Origin of the sequence: Frischella perrara (assembly GCF_000807275.1) — a bacterium.
In the GTDB taxonomy this organism is placed as follows: domain Bacteria; phylum Pseudomonadota; class Gammaproteobacteria; order Enterobacterales; family Orbaceae; genus Frischella; species Frischella perrara.
This window is the reverse complement of sequence record NZ_CP009056.1, coordinates 2,506,035-2,529,376: the sequence shown is the minus strand read 5'-3', so window position 1 is coordinate 2,529,376 and position 23,342 is coordinate 2,506,035. Positions and strand designations below refer to the sequence as shown.

At 34.7% G+C, this 23,342-nt stretch carries 21 protein-coding genes and 1 pseudogene; 10 read left to right on the top strand and 12 right to left on the bottom strand.

The window, feature by feature from the left end:
• The first annotated feature begins 21 nt into the window (after positions 1-21).
• Entirely contained in the window at positions 22-1,419 is a 1,398-nt protein-coding gene (locus FPB0191_RS10945) for an RtcB family protein (RefSeq protein ID WP_039106110.1), read from the top strand.
• Positions 1,420-1,550: 131 nt separating this feature from the next.
• On the opposite strand, the gene FPB0191_RS10940 is transcribed toward FPB0191_RS10945, so the two are convergent.
• Positions 1,551-1,835, bottom strand: a complete 285-nt coding sequence (locus tag FPB0191_RS10940; RefSeq protein ID WP_039106107.1) for a hypothetical protein — start codon at positions 1,833-1,835, stop codon at positions 1,551-1,553.
• Positions 1,836-2,620: 785 nt separating this feature from the next.
• Here FPB0191_RS10940 and FPB0191_RS10935 point away from each other — a divergent pair.
• From FPB0191_RS10935 to FPB0191_RS10915, 5 genes are all read left to right on the top strand, one after another.
• The gene (locus FPB0191_RS10935) at positions 2,621-4,174 is read left to right on the top strand and encodes an AAA family ATPase (RefSeq protein WP_039106106.1); all 1,554 of its coding nucleotides are present in this window, start codon (positions 2,621-2,623) and stop codon (positions 4,172-4,174) included.
• A gap of 2 nt (positions 4,175-4,176) precedes the next feature.
• On the top strand, positions 4,177-5,331 hold the full coding sequence (locus FPB0191_RS10930; protein WP_039106103.1) for a hypothetical protein: 1,155 nt from the start codon (positions 4,177-4,179) through the stop codon (positions 5,329-5,331).
• A gap of 678 nt (positions 5,332-6,009) precedes the next feature.
• Positions 6,010-6,987 carry an ABC-three component system protein gene (locus FPB0191_RS10925; protein ID WP_039106101.1) on the top strand — a complete coding sequence of 326 codons (978 nt, stop codon included), beginning with the start codon at positions 6,010-6,012 and terminating at the stop codon, positions 6,985-6,987.
• Positions 6,971-7,219: an ABC-three component system middle component 8 gene (locus FPB0191_RS10920; protein WP_039106100.1), complete on the top strand. Its 249-nt coding sequence runs from the start codon at positions 6,971-6,973 to the stop codon at positions 7,217-7,219. Before FPB0191_RS10925 ends, FPB0191_RS10920 begins: the two co-directional genes overlap by 17 nt.
• The gene (locus FPB0191_RS10915) at positions 7,206-8,987 is read left to right on the top strand and encodes a DUF2326 domain-containing protein (protein WP_039106097.1); all 1,782 of its coding nucleotides are present in this window, start codon (positions 7,206-7,208) and stop codon (positions 8,985-8,987) included. Before FPB0191_RS10920 ends, FPB0191_RS10915 begins: the two co-directional genes overlap by 14 nt.
• Positions 8,988-9,005: 18 nt before the next feature.
• Here the strand turns inward: FPB0191_RS10915 and FPB0191_RS10910 are convergent, their stop codons facing one another.
• The 8 genes from FPB0191_RS10910 to FPB0191_RS10875 are packed head-to-tail and all read right to left on the bottom strand — an operon-like array spanning position 9,006 to position 17,039.
• On the bottom strand, positions 9,006-10,094 hold the full coding sequence (locus FPB0191_RS10910) for a fatty acid desaturase family protein (RefSeq protein ID WP_039106095.1): 1,089 nt from the start codon (positions 10,092-10,094) through the stop codon (positions 9,006-9,008).
• A gap of 26 nt (positions 10,095-10,120) precedes the next feature.
• On the bottom strand, positions 10,121-11,224 hold the full coding sequence (locus FPB0191_RS10905) for a fatty acid desaturase family protein (protein ID WP_039106093.1): 1,104 nt from the start codon (positions 11,222-11,224) through the stop codon (positions 10,121-10,123).
• A complete protein-coding gene (locus tag FPB0191_RS10900; RefSeq protein ID WP_052236956.1) occupies positions 11,214-12,320 on the bottom strand; it encodes a sterol desaturase family protein in 1,107 nt (368 codons plus the stop codon). The genes FPB0191_RS10905 and FPB0191_RS10900 overlap by 11 nt, the downstream gene beginning before the upstream one ends.
• 14 nt (positions 12,321-12,334) lie before the next feature.
• A complete protein-coding gene (locus FPB0191_RS10895) occupies positions 12,335-12,943 on the bottom strand; it encodes a phosphatase PAP2 family protein (RefSeq protein ID WP_039106089.1) in 609 nt (202 codons plus the stop codon).
• Positions 12,940-14,229: a F390 synthetase-related protein gene (locus FPB0191_RS10890; protein WP_039106087.1), complete on the bottom strand. Its 1,290-nt coding sequence runs from the start codon at positions 14,227-14,229 to the stop codon at positions 12,940-12,942. Before FPB0191_RS10890 ends, FPB0191_RS10895 begins: the two co-directional genes overlap by 4 nt.
• A complete protein-coding gene (locus tag FPB0191_RS10885) occupies positions 14,226-15,032 on the bottom strand; it encodes an MBL fold metallo-hydrolase (protein ID WP_039106085.1) in 807 nt (268 codons plus the stop codon). The genes FPB0191_RS10890 and FPB0191_RS10885 overlap by 4 nt, the downstream gene beginning before the upstream one ends.
• Position 15,033: 1 nt before the next feature.
• Positions 15,034-16,041, bottom strand: a complete 1,008-nt coding sequence (locus FPB0191_RS10880) for an NAD-dependent epimerase/dehydratase family protein (protein ID WP_039106083.1) — start codon at positions 16,039-16,041, stop codon at positions 15,034-15,036.
• Positions 16,038-17,039 carry a 3-oxoacyl-[acyl-carrier-protein] synthase III C-terminal domain-containing protein gene (locus FPB0191_RS10875; RefSeq protein WP_039106081.1) on the bottom strand — a complete coding sequence of 334 codons (1,002 nt, stop codon included), beginning with the start codon at positions 17,037-17,039 and terminating at the stop codon, positions 16,038-16,040. The genes FPB0191_RS10880 and FPB0191_RS10875 overlap by 4 nt, the downstream gene beginning before the upstream one ends.
• Positions 17,040-18,053: 1,014 nt before the next feature.
• Between FPB0191_RS10875 and FPB0191_RS10870 the strand changes: the two genes are divergently transcribed.
• Positions 18,054-19,262, top strand: coding sequence for an IS4-like element ISVsa5 family transposase (locus FPB0191_RS10870; protein WP_021112574.1), 1,209 nt, complete (start codon positions 18,054-18,056; stop codon positions 19,260-19,262).
• 15 nt (positions 19,263-19,277) lie between these two features.
• Here FPB0191_RS10870 and FPB0191_RS10865 read toward each other — a convergent pair.
• Both FPB0191_RS10865 and gltS read right to left on the bottom strand, forming a co-directional pair.
• Positions 19,278-19,397: pseudogene (locus FPB0191_RS10865) on the bottom strand (LysR family transcriptional regulator); the annotation flags it as partial.
• Between the two features lie 230 nt (positions 19,398-19,627).
• Positions 19,628-20,833, bottom strand: coding sequence for a sodium/glutamate symporter (gene gltS, locus FPB0191_RS10860; RefSeq protein ID WP_000599533.1), 1,206 nt, complete (start codon positions 20,831-20,833; stop codon positions 19,628-19,630).
• Between the two features lie 443 nt (positions 20,834-21,276).
• Here gltS and FPB0191_RS10855 point away from each other — a divergent pair, with 443 nt between their 5' ends.
• Genes FPB0191_RS10855 through FPB0191_RS10845 form a run of 3 tightly spaced genes read left to right on the top strand, consistent with a single transcriptional unit; the run spans position 21,277 to position 22,670 of the window.
• On the top strand, positions 21,277-21,597 hold the full coding sequence (locus tag FPB0191_RS10855) for an antibiotic biosynthesis monooxygenase family protein (RefSeq protein WP_000562370.1): 321 nt from the start codon (positions 21,277-21,279) through the stop codon (positions 21,595-21,597).
• A complete protein-coding gene (locus FPB0191_RS10850; protein WP_000460651.1) occupies positions 21,590-21,976 on the top strand; it encodes a hypothetical protein in 387 nt (128 codons plus the stop codon). Before FPB0191_RS10855 ends, FPB0191_RS10850 begins: the two co-directional genes overlap by 8 nt.
• A gap of 7 nt (positions 21,977-21,983) precedes the next feature.
• Entirely contained in the window at positions 21,984-22,670 is a 687-nt protein-coding gene (locus FPB0191_RS10845; protein WP_001284954.1) for an ArsR/SmtB family transcription factor, read from the top strand.
• Here FPB0191_RS10845 and tetR(B) read toward each other — a convergent pair.
• Positions 22,648-23,271 (bottom strand): tetracycline resistance transcriptional repressor TetR(B), encoded by a 624-nt coding sequence (gene tetR(B) / locus FPB0191_RS10840; RefSeq protein ID WP_000088605.1) that lies wholly within the window; start codon positions 23,269-23,271, stop codon positions 22,648-22,650. The two genes, FPB0191_RS10845 and tetR(B), sit on opposite strands and share 23 nt — an antisense overlap.
• Positions 23,272-23,342: the final 71 nt, after the last annotated feature.

Genomic DNA, 23,342 nt, shown 5'->3' with positions numbered 1-23,342 from the left:
ATTGTTTTCTAGGTGGCTATTATGTCTACATTTACCCGTTTACAAAAACGTTTATCCCGAAGTGGGATTGAAACTCATTTTAATAATGATATTTACACATTTAATAAACAAGATATTACAGCACAAGTACTGTTACCCAATCTATTACCTTTAGAAGAAAAAGCGGTTGAGCAGTTACTTGATTTTGCATCGGTAACAATGCCCAATAGTGATGGCAAGGTTTGTGCGGCAAGGGCTACGCCGGACTTTCATCCTGGTGCGATTGCACCCATTGGAAGTATTGTTGCCACTACTTCTAATTTAATTATTCCAGCAGCGATAGGTACGGATATTAATTGTGGTATGCGCCTGTTTACTACAGGTTTAAGCCTTAATGAGGTGAATGAACAAAAATCAAAACTCATTGAGCAATTAAAACAGGTGTTATTGCATGATGAGCGCGATGTACCGGTTACACCCACATCTTTTCAGGCGCTCTTTGATGAAGGTCTTACCGCTTGGTTGGGAGCTTTACCGCAACAAGGTTTATGGAATAGTGTCAATTTTGATCGACTAACGCATGAGATTAGTAAAATTTCTGGCAATGATCTTCTTTCAGCCGATAGCCAGTATGCTCCCGAAGCCTTTTTTGAAAAACGAGCGATTATTCGTCCGTCAAGTTTAGGCACAGTAGGTTCCGGTAACCATTTTGTTGAATTACAAATTGTTGATGAAATTATTGATCGCCATGTTGCTTATCAATTAGGTTTAAAGAAAGATGCTATTGTGGTTATGATTCATACCGGATCACGTGATGTCGGTTTTTCTATTGGCAAACGTTGGCAAGATAAAGCCAAAACATTATGGCCTGTTGATCAAAAATATCCTAAATCAGGTTTATTTGCTTTGACAGACAATCATGCTCAAGAGTATTTGCAAGCGATGGGTGTTGCTGCGCGTTATGCTTGGATAAACCGCATTGTGATCACAGAGCTGGTGCGTAAAACGTTTAACACACTCTTTAAGCAGGATTCGAGTCAATTATTGGTCGATATATCACACAATGTTATTTTTCCTGAAAATGGTATGAATATTCATCGTAAAGGCGCAACGCCCGCACACTTAGGTGAAATCGCGTTAATACCCGGCTCTATGGGTGATTATTCTTATGTTGCAATAGGAAAAGGTCATCCTGATTGGTTATGGTCTTGCTCACATGGCGCAGGACGAGCAGAAAAAAGGCAAACGATGCGCAGTAAGAAGTTGGCTTCTGATAACGCTTTATTGCCATGGCAATGCGTTACTTTGAAACAAGAACGACTATTTGAGGAAGTGCCTACTGCATATAAACCGATTACGCCCGTCATTCAAGCGCAAGAAAATGCCGGTTTGATCCAAACCGCAGTCAAACTTAAACCTTGGATAACGTTTAAAGTATGATGTAAAAAAGATGTCAGTTTCTCCAAAAATTGGCATCGCTATAGAGAGTAAATAAAGATAATGGCTGATGTCATTATCTTTATTATGTTAGTCCTATTATTGCTGATTTGCTCTCTTATTTTCATCAATCATCAATAACCCGCGGCTAAGCCATCACCACGAGGAGCGGTTGCGCCCATTAATCGATGATTGTCGGCATCACCCGCATTACCAACTTGCTGTAACACATCCAGACCTGCTTGTGTTGCTAAATAATTTGGTGAGGTCACCATAATCTGGGTTGTGATCGGATTAAGACAGCGAGCCGGAGTCTCACAATATTTCCCTGTCTCTGAAAAAGGCAACGGTTCCGCCAGAGATAAGCCACTCATGAGTAACATACTTAATAGTAGTTTAACTTTATATTTCATTCCCATTTTAGTCATTCCTCATTTAATAATGATAAGTGAGGAATGTATTTTTTATGGCAGGAATTATAAACCTAAAGGCATTAAGTAAAGTTACAATGACATATCAATATCAATATCAATATCAATATCAATATCAATATCTATATCTATATCTATATCTATATCTATATCTATTTAGCTCTATAGATACAGCTTTTATCTTTAAAGTCTATAAGTATTAATTAACTTATCTAGAAACAATCCAATAACACGGCGAAGGTTACAAAAATTGCCATGAAATGGTGTAGATTCATGAATGGTTTTTTATAAAGAATGGAATTTAAAAAGTAAAAAATAGAGGATTTAATTTTAAAGATAAAAATCATACTAAATCAAACAAAAAGCTAAATAGCTAGTACCTGTATTGGTAATAAAAAAAGACAAACACAAATAAAAAAATTGTCAGTGATGCTATCGGTTTGGATTAACCAATACAAAGTATAAATAAAATATGCTATATTTTTTTAAATAATTTATAAGACGTTAAGATTGATATTGGACTGTTCAAACAAGATAAAAACTATTCAGGTAGCATCGGTTAATATATATGTATAAATTATTGTTTGACAACAAAATTAACCTTATCGACTGACGAATTATCTCATAAAACATAATTTAGCTTTGCTGAAATTATCTTTATAAGTGAATTGAACCAAAATTTAAATAACGCTTCGGTTTACTTATTTTTTATAAAAAATACTGCAAAGCATTTAGGGAATAGAATAATTATAATTAAGTATGGGGAGTTTACTATGTTAGTTTCTTTAGGAGTGGAAAACTTTCGAAGTTTTAAAAAGAAAACGAATATTGAATTAAAACCAATAACCGTTTTTGTTGGGAAAAATAGCAGCGGTAAAAGCTCATTTCTAAGATTATTTCCACTTTTTAGACAATCAATAGAAGCTAATACAACAGGTCCTATTTTATGGTTTGGACGATATGTTGATTTTGGTGATTTTAATAAAGCCTTATATAAACAAGCTAAAGATAAAAATATAAAATTTTTCTTTAAATTTATTATCCCACCATCGTCATCTCTTGTTTATAAATCTATTATTGGAGATGAGAAAGAGACTCAAATCAATATAGAGTTAATCGTTGGATCAGACCAAAAAAAGACCAAATATAAAAGTATCAATATATCTTTTAATAATATTAAAGTATCTATAACAAATAATGATGAAAAAGGGATTGATTACTCCTTTTATGAGAATGGAAATAAAATGTTTGAAAAAACTTTTCCTGATCTTAAGTTAGAAAAATTATATAGAAGTTTTATACTTCCCTACGTCAATTATTCAATCTCTACAATAGGTAATAATCATACTTTACTTATACAAAAGTATGCTTTTGGGGGAATTATTGAATTAATCTCGTTTAATGAAAAAGTAGAAAAAAAACTTATAAAGTATTTTTCACCTAATCCGGAAATGGAATTAATACACAATTTTGTCCGTAATTTAAAACTTGATATGCTAGAAAAAGACTCTTTCTTGGATTCTTTAAAAAAAAGTTTTTTAAACAATAAAACATTTATAGAGAATCTGAACAATAATTACGATCAAATATATGAAGATATTTTTCCAAGTTTATTATTTTCTAAGATTAACTCTATCCTGACAGAAATTAATTACAATTTAAATGAAACTTTTTCAAAGATTAGATATATAGCACCTATAAGAGCAATAGCCGAAAGGTTTTATAGATTTCAAGATCTACAAATTAATGAGATGGATCATACAGGGTCAAATGTAGCAATGATATTAAACTCTTTAACCCAAAAAGAAAAAAATGCATTTACTGCATGGGTTAAAAAAAATTTTAATTTTTCTATATCTGTAGAAGAATCAGGTCTACATTATACCATTAATATTATTGATGAAGACAATATTACATACAATATTAGTGATATGGGATTTGGTTATTCCCAACTTTTACCAATAATTATGAGTTTATGGCTGGAAACTGAAAAATTAACTCATAGACGTAATAATGAATTATTTTTTGTTATTGAACAACCAGAATTGCATTTACACCCAGCTTATCAAACCCAGCTAGCCAAATTATTTGTTAATATAATTGCTAAAGCACCAAAAAAATTAAAGATTAAAATTATAGTTGAAACACATAGTCAACATTTTATCAATGCTTTAGGAGAGTGTGTAGAAAAAGGAAAAATTTCAAAAGATGATCTATCAATAATTATTTTCAATAAAGAAAACACAGAAACAGATATTCAAACTGCCTATTTTGATGAAGAGGGTACCCTCGAAAACTGGCCTATTGGTTTTTTTTCGGGAGAGTAGTAATGATTTTTGAATTAATAAATGAAGAGCAAGCTAATTGGTCAGATGAATCACTTCTTGATGCACTTGAAAACCTTTTAAAAGCATTTGCAGAAAAACAGCATATAGTAATCGCACCTTCTTCATTATTGGATAAAGTAATTAAAAATGAATATTTTTCACGTAAAGTAAGAAATATAGCGGCGTATGCTAAACAAACTGTTCGAGAATTAAAAGCACTTATTAAAAGTGACCATGTTAGCACATATATACGTATTGATTTAAGTAATGAGGATAAATTTGAAATTGTAGAAGAAAATCAAAAGACAGTACTTGAATCAGGTTTTGCTTTTTTTAAAAATTCCTCATCGATTCAAAGTACAAGTATTCTTGGAGAAGATCTAAATGATGCAAGGTTTTATATTTATATTGGGAATTTTTATATTAAAAATAATTCTATTCTAAATAAGTTTGCTCTGAAACATAGTTGCTGCCATGGTGGCGGAAGCCAAACAGCTAACATATATAACAATACTCTAGCTGAAAATAAATTCTGCTATTGCATAGTTGATAGTGATAAAAAACATCCACATTCTTCAAGAGGAGAAACATGTAAAGCATTTTTCGGAAACATTAATGCTTTTAAAGAGTTCTTTTTTGAAAAATTTGGGCAGGTTAGAATCTTAGATGCACATGAAATAGAATCCATTATTCCATTTAATGTATTAGCTGAAATTATTGAAACTGGAAATTCAAGCAAAGATCAAATCTTGACAATAAGGCGCTTGAAGAGAATGATTGAAAAGAATAGTAATATAAGACTATTTCTTGATCATAAAAATGGGTTAAAGAGAAATCAAGCTAAAGAGTTAGATAGAAGATATGGAAATATAAATAAAAATAGCGGTTATTATTCTACTGAATTAAATAAGCTTATTGAACAAAATAACAAATGTTTTGAACATAAAGATAAGGTAGATCATGAATGTGATGATAACTGTTTCAGTTTTGCTCCAATGGGTAGTAAACTATTATCTAACACGTTAAAATTTTTTGAAAATAATAATAATTATAAAAAAGAAGATATCGATAAAATTACACTTCCTTATTGGGAAATTATAGGAAAAGACATTTTTAGTTGGTGCTGTTGTTATGATGTGTCAATGAAAGTAAGTTAATCATAATATTCTATGAGATAGCTCATGTTTTTTTATTTTCAATATTGTGTGTAAATGTAGATATTATAATTCATTCATTCATTCATTCATTTATCCATCCTCAACATCTTAAATTTATAAACAATTTAGATTAATTTGTGAGGATGGTAATAACTAAAATTTTTTGTCTTACCCTAAAATAAATGCTTTCCCCCAAAGGTTATAATGTACCAATATACTTCGAAAGAGTCTTAATAAATCAATAATTGTTGATTCTAAAATTGCTTCATTACTATCTGGATAAATACGCTATTGCAATAGCTAACCACCTATATCACAAGATGGGAAAATTGTTTATTTATAGATTTAGATTAGTTAGTTATAAGATTATTAATAATAGTTAATCAAAAAAAACGGATGTTTATTCAAATGTATTATTAAAATAACTTTAATTTTAAATTGTTTTAGGAGCTGAAATAAAACGGTATAGACTCCTGAATAATTTTTACAGGTGATAGAAAAAAGATAGTGTGATTTCAATAAAAAATATCGAAAAAATTAGTTAATGAAAAAATTCCTAAAATTAAAGAAAACTAATTTTGTAAATTCGTGAGGTAGATCCTAACATAGTAAACTTACTGTTGTTATGTATATAAACACAACTATAATGTCTAAGATTTCATCATAAGGAATACATACATGGCAGTATATAGTTATGAAGATATGAGTGATGAACAATTTGAAAGATTAGTTGTTATTATTTGCCAACGTATTTTAGGTAATTCTGCTCAAGGATTTGCCAAAGGTCCTGATGGAGGCCGAGATGCTAAATTTATTGGTACAGCTGACTTGTTTCCTAGCCAAAGTTGTCCTTGGGTTGGAATAACAATTATTCAAGCTAAGCACACAAATGGCTATAATCGTAATTGCTCTGAACCTGATTTTTATAATAAAGAAAATAAAACTAATCCAAACTCGGTTATTGGTGCCGAACTTATTCGTATTAAGAAGCTAAGAGATAATAATGAGCTAGATAATTATGCTTTATTTACTAACCGTCGCTTAACAGGTAATGCAGAAAGTGAAATATGTAAAACGATTTCAGAATATATTAATGTTAATATTGCTTCAGTAAAAATTATAGATGTTAATCAAATTGAACTTTACCTGAAATGGTACCCAGAAATAGTTAAAGTTGCTGATCTGGATCCTATTGATAGTCCTTTAATTGTTAGTCCTGATGATTTAGCTGAGGTTATACAAGCTTTTGCAAATCAAGCAAGTTCTATCATAAAAGGAATTTCTGATAAAGATATTAAACGTACTGCTTATGCTAGAAAAAATCAGCTGAATAATATGACTGAGGCGTATTCTAATGAACTAATACGGCGTTACCTAAAAGATGTTGATGAAATTGAATCTTTTCTATCCGCACCTGAAAATAGTGAATTACGTGAGCGTTATAATTTAGCTGCAGAAGAATTTTGTTTAAATATTATTGCAAAAAGAAAACATTATCAAACTTTTGATGAGGTAATAGTTTACTTATCAAAACTTTTAGTTGATAGAGAGCCAATCTTAAAGCAAACTAAACACAAACGATTAGTTAATACTATGTTATTTTTTATGTATTGGAGTTGTGATATAGGTGTGAATGAAGATGTTGAGACCAAATAAACATACGCACCCAGATAAAACTATCATTAATATGTCTTTTTTGTTGCTTTCTTATATTAAGAAAAAGAGACTAGAAAAGTATGATAATTTATTAGAATATGCGAAGAAATCTATTGAAGGTGGTCACGTTTTATTTTTACCAGCTCTTAATCTTCTTTTTCTATTAGGCTTAGTTGAGTATCATGCCAAAACTGATTCAATTGAATATGTGGGGATAAATGAAACTATCTAAATTATATTCAAATAAACCCGATTTGTTTGAAACAATTTTTTTTTCATCAGGCTTGAATGTCATTCAAGGCGAGATTCGTTTACCTGAAAATAAGAGAAAAGATACTCATAATCTTGGTAAGTCGATATTAGGTAAATTACTTGATTTTTGTTTTTTATCTAAAAAAAATGCAAAATTCTTTTTATTTAAACACGAACAGTTGTTTAACCAGTTTGTGTTTTTTTTAGAATTGGAATTAGAAGATAGATCTTATATTACTATTCGGCGAAGCGTCACAGATGCAACTCGTATTAATATAAAGAAACATAACGATTCACATCAAGATTTTACTCAATCAACTCATTGGGATCACGAAAATTTGCCATTCGAAAAAGCGAAAGAGATTTTAGATAGTATACTGAATTTTTATTGTTTAAAACCGTGGCATTATCGCAATATTTTAGGTTATTTATTACGGTCTCAGGATGATTATCGTGATGTTTTTCAATTAAAAAAATTTGCATCTAAACATAAACACTGGAAACCCATTCTTGCTCATATTCTTGGTTTTAATTCTGATTTAATAGAAAAACATTATGAACTCGAATCTCAACTTAACGATGCACAAAATAGAGAAAAATTAGTAGAACAAGAATTGGGAGGCTCAATTGAAGATATTAGTCAGATTGATGGGCTTTTATTATTAAAACAACAGGATGTTAATGAGCGACAACGACTATTAGATAAGTTTGATTTTCACTCAGTTGATCAAGCAAAAACAAAAAAAATAATTGATGAATTAGATTTAGAAATAGCTACATTGAATAAAAAACGATATTCATTAGAGTTCAATCGAAAAAAAATAGAATTATCTTTAAAAAAACAACAGATATTATTTGATCCTAATGAAGCTGAAAATTTATATAGAGAAGCGGGTATACTTTTTCCACAACAATTAAAAAAAGATTTTGATCAACTTATTACATTCAACCGCGCTATTACAGAAGAACGAAATAAATATTTAATAGAAGAACTATCATCCATAAAAAATAAGTTAAAAAACATTGATCAGACCTTATCGCAATTAGAAAATGAAAGAATACAAACTTTATCATTTTTATGTGAAACAGATGTTTTTGATAAATATAAACAAATATCTAATGAGTTAATTACTTTGAAAGCTGATATTAGCTTTTTAGAAAGACAAAGAGAATTTATTAATAAGTTGCAAGTCTTGAGGGCTGAAATTAGGCAAATAAGAGAACAATATCAAAACATTCAAATTGATATAGAAAGAGATTTAGAAGAGCAGAATAAAAAAGAGACAAGTTTGTTTTCAGAAGTAAGGCTGTATTTTAGTCGTATTGTTGAAGATGTTATTTCTCGAAAAGCATTACTTAATGTCAAAATTAATCAAGAAGGTCACCTAGACTTTAGTGCTGATATTTTAGATGAAGCCGGTCGCTCAACAAGTGCTGATGATGGTCATACTTATAAAAAGTTATTATGTGTAGCTTTTGATTTAGCTATATTGCGTGCTCATCTTAAAGATAATTTCCCTCGTTTTGTTTATCATGATGGAATATTTGAATCTTTAGATGATAGAAAAAAGGTTAATCTTCTTAATGTGATAAGGCAATATTCTGATTTTGGCATCCAACAAATTATTACTGTGATTGATTCAGATATTCCACTTGATAATGATATCTTTTTTAATAACAATGACATCGTATTGGTATTACATGATGAAGGGATGCAGGGAAGGTTATTTAAATTACCTTCCTGGTAATCAAATAAATTAAACCCATCAATCACCACGTTTCCCCATCTGTTTTAAAAAAAGTTGTTGTTGTTTGAATAGTTCTAAAAGGGTAATTTCGCGATAATCAATTTGATATTGTTCGGTAATTTGTTGAATTATTTTGGTTAAATGTTGGTAATGGCGATGGCTAAAACCAGGAAAGATATGGTGAGTTAAGTGTAAATTCAGTCCGCCTAACCAGTATTCGATAGTCGGCGATTTGAGGCGCCAATTTAGAGTGGTATTAAATACATGTTGGATTGGTCCATGTGACATCACGCCATTGTCAGGTGCTTGGTAAAAGGTTGCTTTTGCCCAGTGAGTTCCTAAGATGAGAATAACAAAAATCAGAGAGGCAAAAAACTGACTTAAGCAGTAAGTGAGTAAAATAAACCAGATACTAAATTGAGAACAAATAAAGTAAGGTAGAACGATAGCTAAAATTATGTGTAGGAATTTGATAATTAAAAAGGCTGTCCAACCAATGATACCGTTATGAGTAAATTTGTTTTTATCAAATTTTAGACCCAATCGATCTTGCCAATCGAAACACCAAATAATAGTAGGGAAGGTCATTCCAGCCACCAATGGCCAGTAGTATTGCTGATAACGCATAAACCAATGATGAACTTGAAAAGGTGTTTGCCTAAGTACACCATTATATTCAATATCAAGATCGTAATATTCTATATTGGTAAATGGGTGGTGTTGGATAACATGGCGAATACGCCAGCATTCAGGATCAATGCCTAAAGGTATGGTTATAATGCGATTAAGCCAAACATTGGCTTTACTTGATTTAAAAAAGACATTATGTGATGCATCATGAACAACATTTATCGCTAATAATAAAGCAAGTGTAATAAATACAAAATAACATACAAAGAATACACATGCCGATTGCTGGCAAAGTGCCATAAAGTAAAAGAGTAAGCACAAAGCGGAAAGTATGCCTAATTTTACAAACATTCCCGTATCTGCATAACGATGTTCATTGGTAGAACATAAATAATTTTTAGCAGCGGTGTTTAATGCACTGCGTAATAATGCATCTTGTTCAGCGGTAAAATGGAGTATTGGTTGAGACTGTCGCATTTTTTGCTTCTCTTTTATATGAAAAATCATAATTCCGGTTTTTGAGCCATTTTACTAATAAATTTCAGTTGCGAAGTGAGCAGTTCAGGATAGCTTAATCGCCGATAAGGCAATTGATATTCTTTTGCTAACCGTTCAACAATCAACATTAAAGCCGAGTAATGACGGTGACTCCAACCCGGAAACAAGTGATGAGTCAAATGTAAATTAAGTCCACCTAATAATTCGTTCAATATTTTCGGGGAGGGATACCAATCACAACATGTAGTAAATTGTTGATGATACCATCCATGTTCGATTTGATTATTTTTAGGAACTGTATAGAAGGCCGGATCAACCCAATGTGTGCCTAATAATAAACAGACAACAAATAAAGAGGAGAGCATTTGCGTTAGTAGATAAACTAATAGCACCAAATACCAACTTATTCCCACACTCGCGAGGATATACATGGGTACGATTAAAGCGATTGTGAAATGCAAAATTTTGCTTGCTAAAAATAATCCCCAACCTTTGATACCCGTTAACGTTTTGTTATCTGCTGCTAGTGATGTTTTTCCTAACTGATCAGACCAATCAAATACCCAAGCAATATAGGGCAATGATAAGCCCGCAATGAACGGCCAGTAATAAGTTTGGTAACGCATGTGAGGATACCATTTTTGGAAAGGAGTTTGGCGAAAGACGCCATTTTCTTCCATATCTAGATCATACTTTTCCATATTAGGATAGATGTGATGATAATCGACATGCCTGACTCGCCAATAATGAGGATCAACGCCTAAAGGCAAGGTAACTAAACGCCCAAAAATGCGGTTAGCTAATGGCGTTCTAAAAAGCACGTTATGGCAAGCATCATGTTGGGCATTAATATTAGCTAGCATTGCTAGCATAACAAAACCAAAATAATAAAGCGCAAATAGCCATACGTTTACTTGTTGTAAACTTAACAAGTAGCACAAACCACAAAGCACTAACAGTAATAAATTTTTGCAAATTAACGTGCTGTTGGCATAACGGTGATCGCCTTTTTGGGTTAAATAAGCCTCGGCTTCACTCATCAGTCTTTGATGAAAGGCTGTCTCGGCATAATTAGAATAGTGTAGTTTGGGTAGTGGCTTAGTTGACATGATATTTCCCTTTCAGCCATATAATGAGTGTAATAGAACCATGTAAAGCTATCATTCCCATAAATAGTAACCAATATAACGCTGACCATTGCAGGAAAATAATAAAAAATAGGGGGATAAACCAGCACAATATAAACCAACTGATGATTGCCCAGTGTTTTCCTTCTGCAATCCCCCCTAATGCGATACTGGCTAAAACTAAGCAACTAAATAATGAGTATTGGATGACATTGGGATCTTGATAACCGTAGCCATAATCATACACATAACAGATCGCTAGGCTGAATAGAAATAAACAACCACTGACCAATAAAATCGTTGGCAAACGATAAAAGCCTTGAGTAGGTGTAAATGGAATTTTCAATAAGCGCATAAAAGGTAACATACTCGCCCAAAAAGGGTTTTGCGAGATCAGACCTTGACTACCGTAGTTAATTGATTTGTCTTTGGGAGTGGTTTCAAAGGTACCAAAGAGCTTATCCCACATGATAAATGAACCAGAAAAGTTACTGTTAGCATAATACTGGTCTTTAAGATGATGAACTTTATGATGCGTTGGTGTTACTAAAATCCGTTCTAATATCCCTAATTTAGGGGTGATTGCATTATGATTAAAGAATTGGATAGAGTAATGGAAAATGGATACCGTAATAAAAATCGAGGTTGGAACGCCGGCGATAGCCAGTAATGCAAAAAATGGGATTGAGGTTAGTGATGAATACCAAGAGTTACGGATAGCTAACGATAAATTAAAGTGTTCACCTTGATGATGGACCATATGAATTGCCCATAACATGGGGATTTTGTGGTGTAATCGATGTTCCCAATAAAAGCCAAAATCCCACGCGAGTATGGTAAATAGCCACGTTATGATAATAGGAACATGCATAAATAAATTGAAACTAAAATGTGTATACATGAAATGATAACAAACTAACTCAAGTCCGCGGAATAACCAGAGCATTAAAAGCCCGGAGTTGAGATTAAAAACAATATCAGACCAGTTAATTGTTACTTTTTTAATGAATTGTAAAATAAAAGCTTCAGCCATGATCATGATTAACATGATTATTAGAGGTAAAATTAATTCCATCATAATTATTATTATCACTATTCTAAAGGTTGATTAATCAAACGACTAAATATAAAACGTACACTCCACCCGACAGTGAGCGCTAGAACTACACCTCCGACAAAATCAATAAAGAGATGTCGTCGAAGTTGAATAATGGATAAGGCAATCATGATTCCCCATAATACTAATACAGTATTACGTACGGGATGATGCTTATCTAAAGTCCCCCAAATAGCCAGTAATGTTAGATCGATATGCAGTGAGGGAAAACAATTAACGGGTACATCAATATCAATCAGTTTGCTTAGCAACCAAGAACTGATCGAAGTACCCTGATCGATCGGGAAAACCATTGTGGTTGGAAAAATAAGATAACACAATGCCGCTAAAAAACTACTGACCATAAAACAGATCGACATCCAACGTACATGCTTATAAGGTGCGACGCAAAAACAGATAGGTATGATCAGGAAAAACGAAAGATAAAACCAAACAGCATGAGGAGTGAATGCTATCCATTGGTCAATGAAAGAAACCGGCAGTAAATATGGTTCGCGCTGTAGTATAGCGGCACTGTGGTAGCAGACTCCCACCATGCCCCAGCCAATGATTAAATAGGTTAATCGCTTAAAGAAGGGTTTCATTGGCTACCTCGTTCACGAATGATCCGCCGTCTTTTCTGGGCAAATTGTTTCGGCAACGTATTGACTGCCGTCAATGTCCATACTAATTCATCAACATTAGCCCCTTGTTGTATAAAATGAGCTGTTAATGCTTGTTGGCATTGACTTAAATGTACTTGTGAGCAGCAGCCGATTAACTCAAAATGATGTTTTGTATGCTGAATTAAACGATAGTCACAAGTTAACGGTAAATGATTGGCTATTATTCGACTACAATAATCGGCAAAAATGGTTAATGGCTTTGCTTGTTGATCGGTTAAAAGTAACTGATCATCACACCGACCTTCAATATGTGTGATCGCCATTCCTTGCCGACCACAAGGGCAAGGTGTTGATCGTCGTACCAAAATGTCATCTAATTGATAACGCACGATAGGCTGCGTTTCGCGAGTAAAATCAGTAATAATTGGTATAAAGCGATCTTCATCTATCCATTGTGGTTCAATATAGAGAAATTCTTCATTCAAATGAAGTGTACCCAATGGACAAGTGGCAGCCAGAAATCCTTCTGTCGCTTGATAGACTTCACCTACTTGCTGAAAGGCTTGTTTGATTAACGCTTTATCTTGTTCTTCTAGTACTTCTGCTGCGGATATGACTAAAATTGGATTCACTTTTAATTTGTTAGCAAGTTTTTCTATGGCAAGGGCTCGTAGTACTTGTGCCGGTGCTACAACAATCGTTGGTTGATAGTCATTTAGTGATTCAAGTTGCTGTTGAAAATTATCATAAAGACCATAAAAGCGAAATGTTAGTCGATGGCTGTTTGTACTATGGTAAAGGTGATTATCCGCTCTTAAAAATAAGGCTACTCGTTCCTTGGTTAGTAATCCGCGTGGCAACATTTTTGCTAATATGACACCCGCCCACATTTGTTGTTCTTTCGGACTCACAACAAAAAGACCTCGTTGCCCAGATGTGCCTGATGATAAGCCGACACTAAATTTTCCCATTTTGGCACTAAAGTCACGTTGTTGTTCACTTTGTTGAGCCAATGCCAATAAGGAATGGCAGGTAAGATGTTCGGTATTCATTTGATCGAAATTTTCCATCATTATTTTTTTATTCATTAATGGCCAGGTTTCGAATGGTTGTTGGATAAATTGGCTGAAATAGGGGCTTCGAGTTAAAACGCGTTGTTTAAATTTTTGTAATTGTTTTAGTTGATAGGTTTGAAGTGTAGCGCGATTTTTAAATGTTAGATGTTTGGTGCGCCAATAATACCACAGTATTTTTAGTAACCTCATTCTTCCCCCTCATGGCTTAAATAAATGGTAACATCAGGATGATAAGAGAGTTGATGAAGCTGATTAAGGGTTGAATAATAAGCTTGAGAATCTGACATAATTAAATTAGCTAGTCGTGATGGTTTTTTTAGTTCTTTATAATTTGCTTTCACCCATGCTGCGTCACTTGCTAGTAATGTCCAACCATTATCGGTCAGAATGAATGCGCCAATATGACCGGCAGCATGTCCCGGTAAGGGGACTAGAATTACCTGTTTTTTGCTATTAGGTAAAATATAGCCATATGTAAACGGTGATAATTCCGGTGCGAGCGTACAACGTTCAAACTGTTCAATAAAACTTACCCGTTGTTCAAAATCAGTAGGAATCAGGCTGGGCACAAAACCTTGTTTAAGCGCAAAAAAACCACGTAATGGTTTAACTGTTTGCCAGCCGAGTTGAGAACAAATAAATCGACTATGCGTAAAATCTCTTAATCCCGCAATATGATCACCATGGAAATGTGAGATAATAACGTGCTGTATACTAGCCAGATCGATTCCCAATACATTAAATTGTTCTTTAAGCGATTCTCCCTGATTAAGGTAAACTGGGGTTGTTTTTTGATACAGCTTAAATATGCCTTTTTGGGTATATTGTTTAAAATAGTCTGCATAGCCGGTGTCCCAAAGCCAACGATAGCCATCTACCTCAATCAGCCAAGCTCGTGCAGGAAATTGACAGACATTAAACCCTGCTCCCCGCATTGCCATGCAGGCAATATGGGTACAATATCCGGCTTTAAAGGGTATAATTTTTGCCATCTTATACTAACCTTTGTTGCTTTAACCAATTTGCGGTCAGTTCAACACTTTCACTTAAGCTATACAGCGGTTGATAACCTAAACAGGCTATGGCTTTCTCCTGACTTAGGGTCATATCATAATATAACGTCCCAACGCTATAACGTGTTAAAGTAGGCTCTTTATGTGTTAATGATGCGATACCTTCTTGTAAGGTCGCTACCCCATATAGAAGTTGATACGGTAGTGATCGAACTTTATAATCAAGCGCTAAATGTTCTCTTAATAATAAATTAAGTAAGTCAATAAGTTGGCTTGGTTGTTGGTTAGTAATATTAAAGACATCACCTGAGCGAAGATGAGGATTATTCGATGCCGTAAATATGGCATAAACAACATTAAGCACAAATGTAAGATCAAGAAAAGAATGTCCGCCTTTCGGCAGATATAATGTACCGCCAGTACGTTTCAATAATGCTAGCATCCGAGGAATAATCACGCGATCATGTGGACCAAAAATTCCTCTAGGTCTTAATATTAAATAAACTGTATGAGGGTAATGCGCGACACATTCTTGTATACATTTTTCTGCTTGATATTTGGTGTTTGCATAATGATTCGCAAACTTTTTAGCTAGGTAGTCTTCCGTGATATTAAGGTGTGATTGAAAATCAAAATATATCGATGGTGTTGATATATGGATAAAACGCTTAATACCAAGTTTACCGGCAAACTGTGCTAAACGTGATGTGACTACGACATTCGCTTGGTAAAACCAATCATATTTTCCCCAAGGGGAAGACAATGCAGCACAATGCCAAACCGTATCACAATCAACAAGCATTTGCTGGTAATCCGCATCTGTTGCGGTAATTAAATCTAGTGCAGTAAATTTTGCACCAAGCGCGCTAAGTTGCTTTCCAACAGTTTGATTACGACCCGTGGCATGAACTTGATGACCTTGTGTAAGTAACCACTCTACGGCATTGCGACCTAAACCACTTGTTGCACCCGTCACTAAAATTCTCATGGTAATAGAATCATTCCCCCTAACGTTAAACCTGCTGCCGTACCGATTAACATAACAGGTTTACCTGGATTAAAGCGTTGAGTTATTACGGCCTCATGCAATGCACTAGGAATTGAAGCCGATACTTGATTGCCTCGGAAACGGTAAATATCAATTAGACCTTCGCTAGAAATATTAAGTCGCTTACGCATATGTTCTAATGATAAATGGCTAGCTTGATGAGGGATGACAGTCGCTATATCAGCAAGTGTTAAACCGGCTTGGTTTAATAATCGGGTTAAATAGGGCTCAATTAGCGATGATGCTAATTTAAACAGCGGTTTTCCTTGCATATGGAACAAGAAATCATGCTCTTCGATACCGGTTTTTATATTTCGACGAGAACCGCCTCCGCGAATTTCACACAAATCAATACCATTAGTATGGGTTTCTAATAAGCATGAAAGGATGCCACTCTTTCCGTCACCTTGTTCAACAATTGCACAAGCTGCACCATCACCAAAAATTAAAGAAGATTCCTCATCTTGCCAATCTAAACCACGTGATGCTAAATCGGCAGAGACAATCGCTATACGTTTATAAATACCGGTATTTAATAAACCTGCTGCTACTTGTAACGCACTGATAAAGCTCACACAGCTAGCATTCACATCAAAGCAAGTAATCGTTTTGGGTAATGAGCTTGCTTTTAGAATATGCGCAGCAGTGTAAGGAAGCGCTTGAACAGGAAGAGCACATGCAGATATTAATAAATCAATAGATTCTCCAGCAATATTACAACGGGTGAGAGCATCACTAATGGCGCTTGCAGCTAAATCGGCTTGTTGTAATTGCGTATCGGCATGATAACGGTAAAGTATGCCTGAACGTTTAAGTGAATAACCATTTGGTTTATTTAGTTTTTTATCTAAATCTACCGCCTCTATTTTATCTGGCGGTAGAGCAATGCCAGTCGAAATAATTTTTATAGGTACTGGCAATTTATTTCCTTTCAACACAATAGATACCTCGTAATCTATCTTGTAATAATAATTATAACTTAATGTTGAGTACCAATATATCTTAGGTTGTTTAACTATTATAATAATTTTAAAATTAGCTTAATGTGATAAAGATAGATATGTCAATAACATCTTAAGTTGAAAGGCATGAAGTTTCCCGTTGTGTAATCCAGAAAACTATTCAATCATTTCTAATTCTTCTGTGCTGCAAACAAGTTTTTCGTATTATGGACTTGTAGTCATTGTGGTAGTTTTGATGCCACATAATCGTTTCCCAATGGCAATCAGAGTAAAACTATTATTTTCCAAATGTTGATATTAATGATTTTTTGTTGAAATTGTTGAATATCTATTAATATTGAACCTAAAGGTAATAAATACAAAAATATTATAAATATTAACTTCATTAGTTATTTTACATAATTTTAAATCGACCGAAAAAATGGTTAGTAACCATGATATGAAATATCATTGTGTATATTACTATTAATTTATAACAATTTATACAGATCTAATCCTTTCACAAAATATTGTGATTCGGTTTAATGTTTTACTGTTTTTTACCTAAGACTAACCGTAATCTATTCATGTTAATTATGTGGTTGGCTAATTATTAAAACTTCATGACTATAACAAATATATATAACAGCTAAATATAAAAAAGAGTGCTAAGAATTAGCTTTTCAATAAAAGATAACTTATCTATATTTATTTTTAACGGTTATCATCCAACGAGGTAATTCGTCTGTTAGTTTCAAATTATGGATAAATAAGTTATCCTTAGTTTCGCTTTCTATTTGTGTGATATCTACACTTTTAATTAATTCTTCAAGATAAGGGATAATCTGCGGTTGAGATAAATCAAAATTATTCATTGATTTTTGTAATAATTGAGTATTAAGTCCTGATGAATCCCCTAATGATTTTTATCAAAATCATTAAGTTAAGGTAGATACACATCTTGTCATATGATCAAATGGTTTCGCCAAAAATCAATAATCAGACAACAAAATGTGCGAACTCGATATTTTACACGACTCTCTTTACCAATTCTGCCCCGAATTACACTTAAAACGACTCAACAGCTTAACGTTGGCTTGCCACGCCTTACTTGACTGTAAAACTCTCACTCTTACCGAACTTGGCCGTAACCTGCCAACCAAAGCGAGAACAAAACATAACATCAAACGAATCGACCGATTGTTAGGTAATCGTCACCTCCACAAAGAGCGACTCGCTGTATACCGTTGGCATGCTAGCTTTATCTGTTCGGGCAATACGATGCCCATTGTACTTGTTGACTGGTCTGATATCCGTGAGCAAAAACGGCTTATGGTATTGCGAGCTTCAGTCGCACTACACGGTCGTTCTGTTACTCTTTATGAGAAAGCGTTCCCGCTTTCAGAGCAATGTTCAAAGAAAGCTCATGACCAATTTCTAGCCGACCTTGCGAGCATTCTACCGAGTAACACCACACCGCTCATTGTCAGTGATGCTGGCTTTAAAGTGCCATGGTATAAATCCGTTGAGAAGCTGGGTTGGTACTGGTTAAGTCGAGTAAGAGGAAAAGTACAATATGCAGACCTAGGAGCGGAAAACTGGAAACCTATCAGCAACTTACATGATATGTCATCTAGTCACTCAAAGACTTTAGGCTATAAGAGGCTGACTAAAAGCAATCCAATCTCATGCCAAATTCTATTGTATAAATCTCGCTCTAAAGGCCGAAAAAATCAGCGCTCGACACGGACTCATTGTCACCACCCGTCACCTAAAATCTACTCAGCGTCGGCAAAGGAGCCATGGATTCTAGCAACTAACTTACCTGTTGAAATTCGAACACCCAAACAACTTGTTAATATCTATTCGAAGCGAATGCAGATTGAAGAAACCTTCCGAGACTTGAAAAGTCCTGCCTACGGACTAGGCCTACGCCATAGCCGAACGAGCAGCTCAGAGCGTTTTGATATCATGCTGCTAATCGCCCTGATGCTTCAACTAACATGTTGGCTTGCGGGCGTTCATGCTCAGAAACAAGGTTGGGACAAGCACTTCCAGGCTAACACAGTCAGAAATCGAAACGTACTCTCAACAGTTCGCTTAGGCATGGAAGTTTTGCGGCATTCTGGCTACACAATAACAAGGGAAGACTCACTCGTGGCTGCAACCCTGCTTACTCAAAATCTATTCACACATGGTTACGCTTTGGGGAAATTATGAGGGGATCTCTCAGTGCTCAGCATGTTTGAGTGCTTTACTCGCCGCGGGTTGAGAAATATGTAAAACTTCAGCCGCACGCGTTAAGGAACCACAAGTCATTACAGCATAAAAGATATCGAGATGTCTTAATTTCATTCCATGTAGCCTACTGATTATTTATTTCTACGGACTATTCTAACGAATAAAGTATAAATAATCAGATATACTCGTCATAATTCAAATTTTGGTTTAGTTGTCACGAGAATTAATTCGTAAACGTGCAAGCTAAATAGATTGACTAGGGGAATATACGGGGTAAGAAAGCGGCTCGGCATACTGCCCTATAATAAATTGTTAGGAGAAGTACGCCGAGTAGTGTGTAGCTATTAGGTAAAGTATGTACCAATTTCAATAAATATTTTAATTAAGATACTGTTTGAAATATCAACAATAAAGGCACCGACCATAGGAACGACAAGGAAAGCTTTATGTGATGGTCCAAATGCTTTTGTGACTGTTTGCATATTCGCAATTGCTGTTGGTGTTGCTCCCATACCAAAGCCACAGTGACCCGCGCTGATCACGACAGCATCATAATCTTTGCCCATCATTTTGAAGGTGACAAAGCAGGCAAATAGCACCATGACAACAGTTTGTACAGCAATGATAATTAATACTGGCCCTGCCATGCTTGCCAATTGACCAAATTTTAATGACATTAACGCCATTGCCAAGAAAAGCGATAAAGCAACGCTACCTAATACATCGACGGTCGGCTCAAACACTTCGTGTTTAAATACATGAGTCAGTGTATTACGGATAATAATACCGACAAATAAACACCAGACAAAAGTAGGCAGTTGCAGAAAAGTATCTTTAAACAATGCACTGATATAGCCACCAACAACAATACAGATAATCAGCATTGAAATGGTTTCAATAACGTTATTTGCATTGATTTTTCTTTTGACGCTTGGTTGCTCAAAAGCTTCAACGATAGTGTCGCGCTCTTGCTCGGTTGTTTTAGGAATAGAGACCTTTTTCAAAAGATGACGGGCAACAGGGCCGCCAACTAAACCACCCAACACTAATCCAAGTGTTGCACAAGCCATCGCTAATTCAACGGCGCCTGTTACACCATATTTATCAGCGAGAATAGGGCCCCATGCTCCGGCATTACCATGACCACCTGTTAGAGTAATTGAACCTGCAATTAAGCCAATAAATGGACTTTCATTCATCATGACAGCCATACTCATGCCGACAGTATTTTGAATGGCGATTAGGATCGTTACTGCAATAGTTAATAGAACTAACGGCTTTCCTCCTTTAATCAGTCGAGAAAAGTCAGAACTTAGCCCGATAGAGGAAAAGAATGTGAGCATTAATAAACTTTGCAATGAAGCATCAAAAGTAAACGAATAACCTGATGTTTTATCAATAATTAACAGAACAATTGCAACAATAAAGCCACCAACGACGGCTTCTGGTATGTGGTTTTTTTGTAGGAACGGGGTAAATTTTACGACAAACATTCCTATGAGTAGCGCGATACATGCGACTAATAATGTATAACTGGCATCTAGGATCATTTTTTTACCTCTATTAGTTTACCAGAATTTTCACTATAACAATTTAACAATAGTGAAAAATGAAGTTACTTTGGTTAACTAATCTTTAACAATGAGTTTTATTAGGGTATCCATAACTTTTAGTTAATAGGGTCATAATTTTAGTGTGATCTTAATCATGAAATATTAAAAAGATTAAAATAACAACAATGGTATTTAATGATGGGTAAACCTAAATACCATGCGGGATCCGCACTATTTTCGGTGATAGCAAAAAATAAAAAAGTATAAATAATAAACAAAATTATAAGAGAAGGAGAACATGATAAGCGCAGGCCGAGCAATTTAAAGAAGTGTGATATACAACATAAAACAGCAGCATGACCTTTCTATATTTCGTTGCTTATCGAAGTGTTAATTTTCGGGTGGATTACTCTGTTTGTTGATTAATAACGGAGAAAAATATGATTGCTGTAATATTTGAGGTGCAAATACAACCCGACCAACAAACTCGCTATTTGACTTTAGCTGAGGAGTTAAGACCACTATTAAGTCATGTAGCTGGTTTTATTTCAATTGAACGTTTTCAAAGTCTAGCTACAGAAGGAAAAATGTTATCGCTATCTTGGTGGGAAAACGAATACGCAGTTCTGCAATGGAAAAATCATGTTTTACATGCGAAAGCTCAACAAGAAGGGCGAGAGTCAATATTTGATTTTTACAAAATTAGTATTGCTCATATTACTCGCGAATATTCATTTAAAAAGGACAAGGATAATGTTTGATGTTCACGTTGTTTTAGATAATCAAATAGGACAATTAGCATTACTAGGAAAAACATTAGGTAATAAAGGTATTGGATTGGAAGGGGGAGGGATATTTACGGTTGGTGATGAATGCCATGCTCATTTTCTTGTTGAACAAGGAAAGGAAGCTAAAATAGCGCTAGAGCAAGCTGGACTGTTAGTACTTGCGATCCGGACACCATTAATTCGTAAGTTAAAACAGGAAAAACCGGGGGAACTTGGCGAAATAGCACGAGTATTGGCGGAGAATAACATTAATATTTTAGTGCAATACAGTGACCATGCTAACCAACTGATATTAATAACGGACAATGATAGTATGGCTGCATCTGTTACGCTCCCTTGGGCAATAAAGTGAACTTGCGATGGCTAATTTAATACGAAAAGAGGTTACCTTTGAGTCCTCAATAGCCGCGATAGGGGCGGCTATGTCTGACATTTCACGAGTTAAAATACTCAGTGCTTTGATGGATGGGCGAGCTTGGACGGCCACTGAGCTAAGTTCTGTGGCGAATATATCAGCTTCAACGGCGAGCAGTCATTTATCTAAATTATTAGATTGCCAGCTAATCACAGTAGTAGCTCAAGGCAAGCATCGTTATTTTCGGCTAGCAGGAAAAGATATTGCTGAATTGATGGAAAGTATGATGGGGATCTCCTTAAACCATGGCGTACATGCCAAAGTTTCCACGCCAGTGCATTTACGAAAAGCACGTACTTGCTATGATCATTTAGCTGGCGAAGTTGCCGTTAAGATCTATGATTCCCTTTGTCAACAGCAATGGATCACTGAAAATGGTTCAATGATCACATTAAGTGGTATTCAATATTTTCATGAAATGGGAATTGACGTTCCTTCCAAACATTCACGTAAAATCTGTTGTGCGTGTTTAGATTGGAGTGAACGCCGTTTCCATTTAGGTGGGTACGTTGGAGCCGCATTATTTTCGCTTTATGAATCTAAAGGGTGGTTAACTCGACATCTTGGTTACCGTGAAGTTACCATCACGGAAAAAGGTTATGCTGCTTTTAAGACCCACTTTCACATTTAAGTTGTTTTTCTAATCCGCATATGATCAATTCAAGGCCGAATAAGAAGGCTGGCTCTGCACCTTGGTGATCAAATAATTCGATAGCTTGTCGTAATAATGGCGGCATACTATCAGTAGTAGGTGTTTCCCTTTCTTCTTTAGCGACTTGATGCTCTTGATCTTCCAATACGCAACCTAAAGTAAAATGCCCCACAGCGCTGAGTGCATATAATGCATTCTCTAGTGAAAAACCTTGTTGGCATAAAAAGGCTAATTGATTTTCGAGAGTTTCATACTGTTTTTCTGTAGGCCGTGTACCTAAATGTACTTTTGCTCCATCGCGATGACTTAGTAAAGCACATCTAAAACTTTTAGCGTTATTACGTAAAAAATCTTGCCAGCTTTCCCCTTCTAAAGGGCAAAAGTGAGTATGGTGCCTATCTAACATCTCAATGGCTAAGGCGTCGAGCAAAGCCCGCTTATTTTTTACATGCCAATACAATGTAGGCTGCTCTACACCTAGCTTCTGGGCGAGTTTACGGGTTGTTAAACCTTCGATTCCGACCTCATTAAGCAGCTCTAATGCGCTGTTAATCACTTTACTTTTATCTAATCTAGACATCATTAATTCCTAATTTTTGTTGACACTCTATCATTGATAGAGTTATTTTACCACTCCCTATCAGTAATAGA